The organism is Massilia phosphatilytica (genome assembly GCF_977014125.1).
Window position 1 is genome coordinate 1 of the sequence record NZ_CDRNIL010000129.1, and the last position, 9,891, is coordinate 9,891.

The 9,891-nt window shown below is 66.2% G+C and carries 5 protein-coding genes and 4 pseudogenes; 8 read left to right on the plus strand and 1 reads right to left on the minus strand.

Going from position 1 to position 9,891, the window contains the following annotated elements; all coding sequences use genetic code 11:
• Nucleotides 1-191, minus strand: a 191-nt coding sequence (locus ACWNCF_RS04490) for a helix-turn-helix domain-containing protein (RefSeq protein WP_449406179.1), incomplete at its 3' end; no start/stop codon positions are given.
• 485 nt (nt 192-676) lie between these two features.
• On the opposite strand from ACWNCF_RS04490, the pseudogene rlmN reads away from it, so the two are divergent.
• The 8 genes and pseudogenes from rlmN (at nt 677) to der (ending at nt 9,864) form a co-directional block, all read left to right on the plus strand.
• Nucleotides 677-1,847 (plus strand): annotated as a pseudogene (gene rlmN / locus ACWNCF_RS04495) (23S rRNA (adenine(2503)-C(2))-methyltransferase RlmN).
• Complete coding sequence (gene pilW, locus ACWNCF_RS04500) at nt 1,847-2,656, plus strand: type IV pilus biogenesis/stability protein PilW (protein ID WP_449406180.1); 810 nt, start codon at nt 1,847-1,849, stop codon at nt 2,654-2,656. The pseudogene rlmN and the gene pilW overlap by 1 nt, the downstream one beginning before the upstream one ends.
• Nucleotides 2,657-2,721: 65 nt before the next feature.
• On the plus strand, nt 2,722-3,687 hold the full coding sequence (locus ACWNCF_RS04505) for a helix-turn-helix domain-containing protein (RefSeq protein ID WP_449406181.1): 966 nt from the start codon (nt 2,722-2,724) through the stop codon (nt 3,685-3,687).
• Nucleotides 3,688-3,703: 16 nt separating this feature from the next.
• A pseudogene (ispG, locus tag ACWNCF_RS04510) lies at nt 3,704-4,985 on the plus strand (flavodoxin-dependent (E)-4-hydroxy-3-methylbut-2-enyl-diphosphate synthase).
• A gap of 158 nt (nt 4,986-5,143) precedes the next feature.
• Nucleotides 5,144-6,450 (plus strand): annotated as a pseudogene (gene hisS, locus ACWNCF_RS04515) (histidine--tRNA ligase).
• 63 nt (nt 6,451-6,513) lie between these two features.
• Nucleotides 6,514-7,164 (plus strand): YfgM family protein, encoded by a 651-nt coding sequence (locus tag ACWNCF_RS04520; protein WP_449406182.1) that lies wholly within the window; start codon nt 6,514-6,516, stop codon nt 7,162-7,164.
• A gap of 230 nt (nt 7,165-7,394) precedes the next feature.
• Nucleotides 7,395-8,549: an outer membrane protein assembly factor BamB gene (gene bamB / locus ACWNCF_RS04525; protein WP_449406183.1), complete on the plus strand. Its 1,155-nt coding sequence runs from the start codon at nt 7,395-7,397 to the stop codon at nt 8,547-8,549.
• A 6-nt stretch (nt 8,550-8,555) separates the two neighbouring features.
• Nucleotides 8,556-9,864: pseudogene (gene der, locus ACWNCF_RS04530) on the plus strand (ribosome biogenesis GTPase Der).
• Nucleotides 9,865-9,891 lie beyond the last annotated feature (27 nt).

The window sequence follows — 9,891 nt, forward strand, 5'->3', positions numbered from 1 at the left end:
ACGTTTGCTAAGGTTAAAACGGAGGAGTTAGTTGGATGATCCAGCACCTGCTGGGCAGCGCGGCGTAATCGCCCGCTTCCAGTGCGATGACCTGGGCGCATGGCCAGTTTCAACTGGTCGGCCACCTGTTCGACGGACCACCCCAGCGCCTCGCGCTGCGCGGCCAGGGCCTGGCCCGGGACGCCGCGCACGGGCGGTTGGTTGTCGGGCGTCGCCGGCTGATCTGCACGCTGGAACTCATTGTCGTTGTCTCACGCTCAAATGCACCGCGCTCGAACGCCGCATACTCGGGCGAACCGGGGAAGCGCTTGCGCAGCTGCGCCGCCAGCGACGCTTCCGCGTCCCGGTCGCCGAGCATGTGCTTGACCCGGATGGCCAGCCACAGCACGTCGGCCGGCAGCACGTCGAGCTTCGCTGTCTCCGTCAGGCGGTTAATGAAAACCCGGCGCGGGAATAATCGCGCCGCTCGAAATACACCCGCGCCAGTCCGGCGCTCGTGGCCGGCAGGGTCGAGATCGCTTACTACTTCCCGGCACTGAACGTCTACTCGCGTTAATCTTCGTAGCAAATTTTTTTCGTTGAGCGGCGCCAGCTGGCTTAACATCGCAATATCCCGCTCGCCCATGCTCCCGGAGCCCGGCGGGCGGAACTTATTTTGAAGGCACAGGATTCAATCATGGCAACTCTCACCAACTTGCTGGACTTCGATCCCGCGCAGCTCGTCGCTTACTGCGCCGAGTTGGGGGAGAAGCCCTTCCGCGCCAAACAGCTGCAGCGCTGGATCCACCAGTTCGGCGTCGCCGATTTCGACGCCATGACGGACCTGGCGAAATCACTGCGCGAAAAGCTCAAGACGCGCGCCGAGGTACGCTCGCCCGCCGTCATCAGCGACCACACGTCGAGCGACGGCACGCGCAAATGGCTGGTCGACGTGGGCAACGGCAACGCCGTCGAAACCGTGTTCATCCCGGAAGAGACGCGCGGCACGCTGTGCATTTCCACGCAGGCCGGCTGCGCCGTCAACTGCCGCTTCTGCTCGACGGGCAAGCAGGGCTTCAACCGGAACCTCTCGGTCGCCGAGATCATCGGCCAGCTGTGGATGGCCGAGTTCGAGCTGCGCCGCACGAAAGGCATCGAGCCGGGGCCGAAGGGCGAGCGCCAGATCACCAACGTCGTCATGATGGGCATGGGCGAGCCGCTGCTGAACTTCGACCCGACCGTCACCGGCGCTCAAGCTGATGCTGGACGATAACGCCTACGGCCTGTCGCGCCGCCGCGTGACCGTGTCGACGTCGGGCGTCGTGCCGAACATGGACAAGCTGAGCCAGGAATGCGCGGTGGCGCTGGCCGTGTCCCTGCACGGCTCGAACGATCCGCTGCGCGACATGCTCGTCCCGCTGAACAAGAAATACCCGCTGCGCGAGCTGATGGCCGCGTGCCGGCGCTTCCTCGAATTCGCCCCGCGCGACTTCATCACGTTCGAATACTGCATGCTGGACGGCGTCAACGACACCGACGAGCATGCGCGCGAACTCGTCGCCCTCGTCAACGACCCGGTCGTCGGCGTGTCGTGCAAGTTCAACCTGATCCCGTTCAATCCATTCCCGGAATCGGGCCTCGTGCGCTCGAAGAACCCGCGCATCAAGGCGTTCGCCCAGGTGCTGATGGATGCCGGCCTCGTCACCACGATCCGCAAGACGCGCGGCGACGACATCGACGCCGCCTGCGGCCAGGTGGCGGGCGAGGTCCAGGATCGTACCCGCGCGAACGAGCGCATGAGCAAGATGGCCGAATACCAGAAGAAATTCGGCCCGGACTTCGGCAAGATCGTGGAGATCGCGTCCTGATGCCGCGGCTGTCCGGACGCCTGGCCTGCGCGCTGGCCTTCCCGCTGCTGTTGTCGGCCTGCGCCGGCAACGGCGACGGCATGGCGGGCGATACGCACGAGCTCAAGACGCTGTCCGACCAGACGGCCGCGGAAAAACGCGCCCAGATCCGCCTGCAACTGGCGGTGGGCTATTACCAGGAACGCAAGTACGACGTCGCGCTGGACGAGGTGAAGCGCGCCATCGCCGCCAACCCGGACGCCGCCGATGCATACGGCGTGCGCGCCCTGATCTACACGGCGATGGGCGAGAACGTCCTCGCCGACGAGAATTACCGGCATGCGCTGCGCCTGGCGCCCGGCAATCCGGACCTGTCCAACAATTACGGGCTGTTCCTGTGCGAAGCCGGCGGCAAGCCGCGCGAGGCCATGGGCTATTTCGACACGGCGCTGAAGAATCCGAACTACGTGTCGCCGGCCAAAGCCATGGTCAACGCGGGCAATTGCAGCCTGAAGATGAAGAATGTCGACGCGGCCGAGCGCTATCTGCTCGATGCCCTGCGTTACGATCCCGACCTGCCGGCCACGAGCGCCGGACTGGCGCGGGTGTATTTCGAGCGGCGCGATTATTCCCGCGCCGGGTTTTTCATTAACCGCCTGACGGAGACAGCGAAGCTCGACGTGCTGCCGGCCGACGTGCTGTGGCTGGCCATCCGGGTCAAGCACATGCTCGGCGACCGGGACACGGAAGCGTCGCTGGCGGCGCAGCTTGCGCAAGCGCTTCCCCGGTTCGCCCGAGTATGCGGCGTTCGAGCGCGGTGCATTTCGTGAGTGAGACAACGACAATGAGTTCCGAGCGTGCAGATCAGCCGGCGACGCCCGACAACCAACCGCCCGTGCGCGGCGTCCCGGGCCAGGCCCTGGCCGCGCAGCGCGAGGCGCTGGGGTGGTCCGTCGAACAGGTGGCCGACCAGTTGAAACTCGCCGTGCGCCAGGTCATCGCACTGGAAGCGGGCGATTACGCCGCGCTGCCCAGCCCCGCCGTGACCCGCGGCTTCGTGCGGGCCTATGCCAAGCTGGTGAAGGTCGATCCGGCGCCGCTGGTGGCCCAGATCGCCATGGAGACCGAGCCCGCGCCCGACACGAGCGCGGTCACGGCGAACCGGCGTCCGACCCCGGCCTCGTTCTCCGAATCGAAGTTCCCGAGCCACGGCAAGCGTTCGAGCCTGCCGCTGGGCTGGATCGCGGGCCCGGTCGTGGTCGTCGTGGCGGCCGCCGCGGCCTGGCACTTCGGCCTCGTCCCGGGCGCCCAGCGTGGCGAAACGGCCGTGACGAGCGTGACCGCGCCGGCGGCGAACGGCGTTACCGAGGTCGCCAGCGGCAACGCCGTCGAGCCCCTGCAGAATCCGGCCGTGCCGCTGATTTCCGTGCCGGGTCCGGGCGCAGCCGCATCCGCGCCGCCGGCCGCCGCAAACAATGCCGCGCCGGGCGCCGTCGTCAACGTGCCGGGCACGACCGCGACGGGCGCGCCGCCGGCGACCGTCCCCGCGGCACCGGCCACGCCGGCCGCCGCACCGGCAGCGCCGGCCGCGACGACCGCCCCGGCCGCGGCCCCGGCGGGCGCCAACGCCCTCGTACTGAGCGTCAGCCAGGACTCGTGGATCGAAGTCCGGCCGGCCAAGGGCGGCGCGCCGCTGCTGTCGCGCCTCGTCAAGGCCGGCAGCACCGAGACCGTCAACGTCGAGCAGCCGGTGCGCATGACGGTCGGTAATCCGGCCGGCGTCACGGCCACGCTGCGCGGCGCCGCCGTCGCGCTGCCGGCGGTGCCGGGCAAGACGCTGTCGCGCGTGAATCTCCAGTAAGAACGGAATCAAGGACATGACTTTTTCGAACAACGCCAACGAGCCGATCGGTTCCGGCCCGCTGCCGCGCCGCGCCAGCCGCGGCGTGCTCGTGCAACACGGCGCGCGCAAGGTGATGGTCGGCGGCGACGCCCCCGTCGTCGTGCAGTCGATGACGAACACCGACACGGCCGACGTGATCGGCACCGCGATCCAGGTCAAGGAACTGGCGCGCGCGGGTTCCGAGATCGTGCGCATCACCGTGAACACGCCGGAAGCCGCGGCCGCCGTGCCCGCGATCCGCGAACAGCTCGACCGGATGGACGTCGACGTCCCGCTGGTCGGGGACTTCCACTACAACGGCCACCTGCTGCTGCGCGATTATCCCGAGTGCGCGCAGGCGCTGTCGAAATCCCGCATCAATCCGGGCAACGTGGGGCAGGGCGCCAAGCGCGACACCCAGTTCGCCCAGATGATCGAAACCGCGATCCGGTACGACAAGCCGGTGCGCATCGGCGTCAACTGGGGCAGCCTGGACCAGGCGCTGCTGGCGCGCATCATGGACGAGAACGCCTCGCGCGCGCAGCCGTGGAGCGCGCAGTCCGTCATGTACGAAGCCCTCATTACGTCGGCGATCGAGAACGCCCAGCGCGCCGAGGAAATCGGCCTGGCACGTGAAAAAATCGTCCTGTCGTGCAAGGTGTCCGGCGTGCAGGACCTGATCGCCGTCTACCGCGAACTGGGCCGCCGCTGCGACTACGCGCTGCACCTGGGCCTGACGGAAGCGGGCATGGGCAGCAAGGGCATCGTCGCGTCGACCGCGGCCTTGTCCGTGCTGCTGCAGGAAGGCATCGGCGACACGATCCGCATCTCGCTGACGCCGGAGCCGGGCGGCGACCGCACGAAGGAAGTCGTCGTCGGCCAGGAAATCCTGCAGACGATGGGCTTGCGCAAGTTCACGCCGATGGTGATCGCGTGCCCGGGGCTGCGGCCGCACGACGTCGACCGTGTTCCAGGAACTGGCCGACAACATCCAGACCTTCCTGCGCGAGCAGATGCCGGAATGGAAGAAGACCTATCCGGGCGTGGAAGCGATGAACGTGGCCGTGATGGGCTGCATCGTGAACGGTCCGGGCGAATCGAAGCACGCCAACATCGGCATCTCGCTGCCGGGCACCGGCGAATCGCCGGCGGCGCCGGTCTTTGTGGATGGGCAAAAGGTCGCTACACTGCGGGGCGAGCGGATCGTGGATGAGTTCAAGACGATCGTGCTGGATTACGTACAGAAGAATTATTCGAAGCAGGTTGAAACTACCTGATCGTCGCCCCCGCGAAGGCGGGGGCCCAATTGATGCGTGCGTCGCGATAACGCATGCAAACTTGGGTCCCCGCCTGCGTGGGGACGACGGTATTCAAGTAGTCGGAAGGAACAAATAGAAATGTCCGAGAAAAAGAGAAAATCGTCGCCGTCAAAGGCATGAACGACATCCTCCCGGCCGACGCGCCGCTGTGGGAGCTGTTCGAAAACACCGCGGAATCCGTGCTCAAGAGCTACGGCTACCAGAAGATCGTCACGCCCATCGTCGAGGAAACGGGCCTGTTCGCGCGCGCCATCGGCGCCGTCACCGACATCGTCGAAAAGGAAATGTATTCCTTCACCGATTCGATGAACGGCGACCTGCTGACGCTGCGTCCGGAAGGCACGGCCGGCGTCGTGCGCGCCGTCATCGAGCACAACCTCGCCTACGACGGCCCCAAGCGCCTGTGGTACAAGGGCCCGATGTTCCGCCACGAGCGTCCGCAGCGCGGCCGCTACCGCCAGTTCTTCCAGTTCGGCGCGGAAGCCATCGGTTTTTCCGGCCCGGACATCGACGCCGAGCTGATCATGCTGTGCCGCCGCCTGTGGGACGACCTGGGCCTGGATAACATCCGCCTGGAACTGAACTCGATCGGCAACGCCGAGGAGCGCCAGCGCCACCGCGCCGACCTGATCGCCTATTTCGAGGCGAACATCGATGTGCTCGACGCCGAAGCCAAGCGCCGCCTGCACGCGAACCCGCTGCGCATCCTGGACACGAAGAACCCGGCCATGCAGGACCTGGTCAACGCCGCGCCCAAGCTGCTCGACTACCTGGGCGACGAATCGCTCGCGCACTTCGAGGGCCTGAAGCAGATCCTGGACGCCAACAACGTCCAGTACACGGTCAACCCGCGCCTCGTGCGCGGCCTCGATTATTACAACCGCACCGTGTTCGAGTGGGTCACCGACCTGCTGGGCGCGCAGGGCACCGTCTGCGCCGGCGGCCGCTACGACCCGCTGATCGAGACCTTCGGCGGTAAGGCGACGCCGGGCATCGGCTTCGCGATGGGCATCGAGCGCCTGATCGAGCTGATGAAGGCACGGGCGAGCCGGCCGAACCGGCCCAGTGCGACGTCTACCTGGTGCACCAGGGCGCGGACGCGCAAATGAAAGCGTTCATCCTCGGCGAGCGCATCCGCGACGCCGGCCTGGACGTGGTCCTGCACTGCGCGACGCCGAGCGGCGCCGGCAGCTTCAAGAGCCAGATGAAGAAGGCCGACGGTTCCGGCGCCGCGTTCGCCGTGATCATCGGCGCGGACGAAGTGGCCAACAACGTCGTGGCCGTGAAGGCGCTGCGCGAGGCCGAGGGCGGCCAGCAGCAGTCCAGCGTGCCGTTCGACGACGCCGTCGACTTCATCGTCGACCAGATCGTGGGCGGACACGACCATGATCACGACCACGATCACGTGCACTACCATCCATAATCCCGAACCCGCGCCCGCGCGCGGGGGCCTTCTCAACCAACGATAAGACAAAGACCGACGTCCATGGCATACGATCTCGAAGAACAGGAACAGATAGCCAATTTCAAGGCCTTCTGGGACCGCTTTGGTAACCTCATCAGCTGGGTGCTGATCCTCGCGCTGGGCGGCTATGCCGCCTACAACTTCTGGAACTCGCACCAGCGCACGCAGGCCGCGGAAGCGTCCGGCCTGTACGACGGCCTGACGGTGGCGATCCAGGCGGGCGACAAGGCCAAGGTCCAGCGCTTCACGAGCGACATCGAGGACAAGTTCGGCTCGACCGCCTACGCCCCGATGGCCGCGCTGGCCGCCGCCAAGGCCGCGTTCGACGCGAACGACCTCAAGACCGCGAAGGCCCAGCTGCAGTGGGCGGCCGATCATGGCGACGACGAGTACAAGGCGATCGCCAGGCTGCGCCTGTCCGGCGTGCTGCTGGACGAGAAGGCCTACGACCAGGCGCTCGCGCTGCTGAACGGCGATTTCCCGGTGCAGTTCGCGGCCGAGGTGCAGGACCGCAAGGGCGATGTCTTCGTCGCGCAGAACAAGCTGGCCGACGCCCGCACCGCCTACCAGGCCGCGCTCGACAAGATGGAGAAGAACCATCCGGGCCGCCAGGTCGTGCAGGTCAAGCTGGATGCGATCGGTGGTGCGCCGGCACAGAAAGCCGCCGCGTAAGTTAAGCTCGTGGTTGCGTAACTCAAGGTCGCGGTTGCGTAACTTAAGCTCGTGGTTGCGTAACTCAAGCTCGTGGTTGCGTAAGAATGACCGTCGTTCCCGCGCAGGCGGGAACCCAAGTTTTACGCGCTGCCGTAACGCTCGCAACTTGGATCCCCGCCTTCGCGGGGACGACGTTGATACTCGTTGCGTGTACGTTTGCAGTACTCACAGAACAAGGTAAGAAGAATATGCGTATTAGCCGCAAGCTCGTTGGTGTCGGTGTCCTCGCCCTGATGACGGGCTGCTCCACCATGCATTCGCTGAATCCGTTCGCGTCCAAACCGAAGGGCAACCAGCCCGCGCCGCTGGTCGACCTCAAGGGTTCGATGGCCGTGCGCACGGCGTGGAAACTGGAAGTCGGCAAGTCCCAGAGCTATATGTTCTCGCCGGCCATCGCCGACAACACCATCGTCGCCGCCGGCGGCGACGGCACCATCGTGCGCGCCGAAGCCGCCACGGGCCGCCAGATATGGCGCACGAAGGCCGGCATGGACCTGACGGCCGGCGTCGGCACGGACGGCAACGTCATCGTGCTGGGCGGCGCCAAGGGCAAGCTGCTGGCGTTCGACATGGACGGCAAGAAGCTGTGGGATGCCCAGCTGTCCTCCGAGATCCTGTCGTCGCCGGTCGTGGGCGAGGGCATCGTCGTCGCGCGCAGCATCGACAACCGCATCAACGGGTACGACGCCAAGACCGGGCAGAAGAAGTGGACCGTGCAGCGCACCGCGCCCGCGCTCACGCTGCGCCTGGCGCCGGGCATGGTCATCCACGACAAGGACGTGCTGATCGCCCAGCCGGGCGGCAAGCTGATGTCGCTGATCCTCGCCACCGGCGCGCCGCGCTGGGAAATCGAAGTGGGCGTGGCGCACGGCGCGACGGAACTGGAGCGCGTCACCGACATGGGCGGCACGCCGGTCGTGATCGACAACGACGTGTGCGCCGTCTCGTACCAGGGCCGCGTCGGCTGCTTCGACCTGGCCACCGGCAGCCCGCGCTGGACCCGCGACATCTCGTCCGAAGTGGGCGTGGCCGCCGACCAGCGATTCGTGTTCGTCCCGGACGACAAAGGTGCCTTGTTCGCGTATAACCGTGACAGCGGCACGAGCGCGTGGAAGAACGACAAGCTGGCCTACCGCCGCCTGTCCACGCCGGTGTCGTACGGCCGCGCCGTCGCCGTCGGCGACTACCAGGGCTATGTACACTTCCTGTCGCGCGAGGACGGTGCCTTCCTGGCCCGTGCCGCGACCGACGGCAGCGCCATCGAATCCACGCCTCTGGTCGTCGGTTCGAACCTGATTTTTCAAACACAAAATGGAACCGTGACCGCAATCGCGGTCGAATAAGATTCAATGAAGCCGGTAATCGCACTCGTAGGTCGTCCCAACGTCGGAAAGTCGACCTTATTCAATCGCATGACCCGCTCGCGCGACGCGCTGGTGGCGGATCTGCCCGGCCTCACGCGCGACCGCCACTACGGCGAAGGGCGCATGGGCGAACGGCCGTTCCTGGTCATCGATACCGGCGGTTTCGAGCCGGTCGCCAAGGAAGGCATCATGCACGAAATGGCGCTGCAGACGCGCCAGGCCGTCGCCGAGGCGGACGTCGTGATGTTCATCGTCGACGGCCGCCAGGGCCTGACCCCGCACGACAAGACCATCACGGACTTCCTGCGCAAGTCGGGCCGCAAGGTCATGCTGGTCGTGAACAAGAGCGAGGGCATGAAGTACACCTCGGTCACGGCCGATTTCTATGAGCTGGGCCTGGGCGATCCGTACGTGATCTCCGCCGCCCACGGCGACGGCGTGCTGGATCTGGTCAACGAGGCCATCGACGAAGCCGTGCAGCAGCGCCCCGCCGAAGCCGAGGAGCTGGAGCCGGCCGACCACGGCGTCAAGATCGCCCTCGTGGGCCGCCCGAACGTCGGCAAGTCCACGCTGATCAACACCCTGGTCGGCGAGCAGCGCGTGATCGCGTTCGACATGCCGGGCACCACGCGCGACTCGATCGAGGTGCCGTTCGAGAAGGGCGGCAAGAACTACACGCTGATCGACACGGCCGGCATCCGCCGCCGCGGCAAGGTGTTCGAGGCGATCGAGAAGTTCTCGGTCGTGAAGACGCTGCAGTCGATCTCGGAGGCGAACGTCGTCGTGCTGATGCTCGATGCGCAGCAGGACATCTCCGAGCAGGACGCGCACATCGCCGGCTTCATCCTGGAAACGGGCCGCGCGCTCGTCGTCGCCGTCAACAAGTGGGACGGCCTCACGTCCGACCAGCGCGACCAGGTCAAGAACGACATCGACCGCAAGCTGGACTTCCTCGGCTTCGCGGAGATGAAGTTCATCTCGGCGCTGAAGGGCACCGGCATCAACCACCTGATGAAGGCCATCGATACGGCGTACGCCGCGGCGACCGCGAAGCTGTCGACGCCGCGCCTGACGCGCGCGCTGCAGGAAGCCATCGAGAAGCAGGAACCGAAGCGCAAGGGCAGCACCCGTCCGAAGATGCGCTACGCCCACCAGGGCGGCCAGAACCCGCCCATCATCGTCATCCACGGCAATGCGCTGGATGGCATCGCCGGAACCGTACAAGCGTTACCTGGAAAAGCATTTCCGCGACACGTTCGACCTGATCGGCACAGGTGCTGGATCATCCAACTAACTCCTCCGTTTTAACCTTAGCAATACG

What these genes read in the sequence shown, in the direction of transcription:
- pilW (WP_449406180.1), top strand. Translation starts at nt 1,847, where the DNA reads ATGCCGCGGCTGTCCGGACGCCTGGCCTGCGCGCTGGCCTTCCCGCTG.
- ACWNCF_RS04520 (WP_449406182.1), top strand. Translation starts at nt 6,514, where the DNA reads ATGGCATACGATCTCGAAGAACAGGAACAGATAGCCAATTTCAAGGCC.
- bamB (WP_449406183.1), top strand. Translation starts at nt 7,395, where the DNA reads ATGCGTATTAGCCGCAAGCTCGTTGGTGTCGGTGTCCTCGCCCTGATG.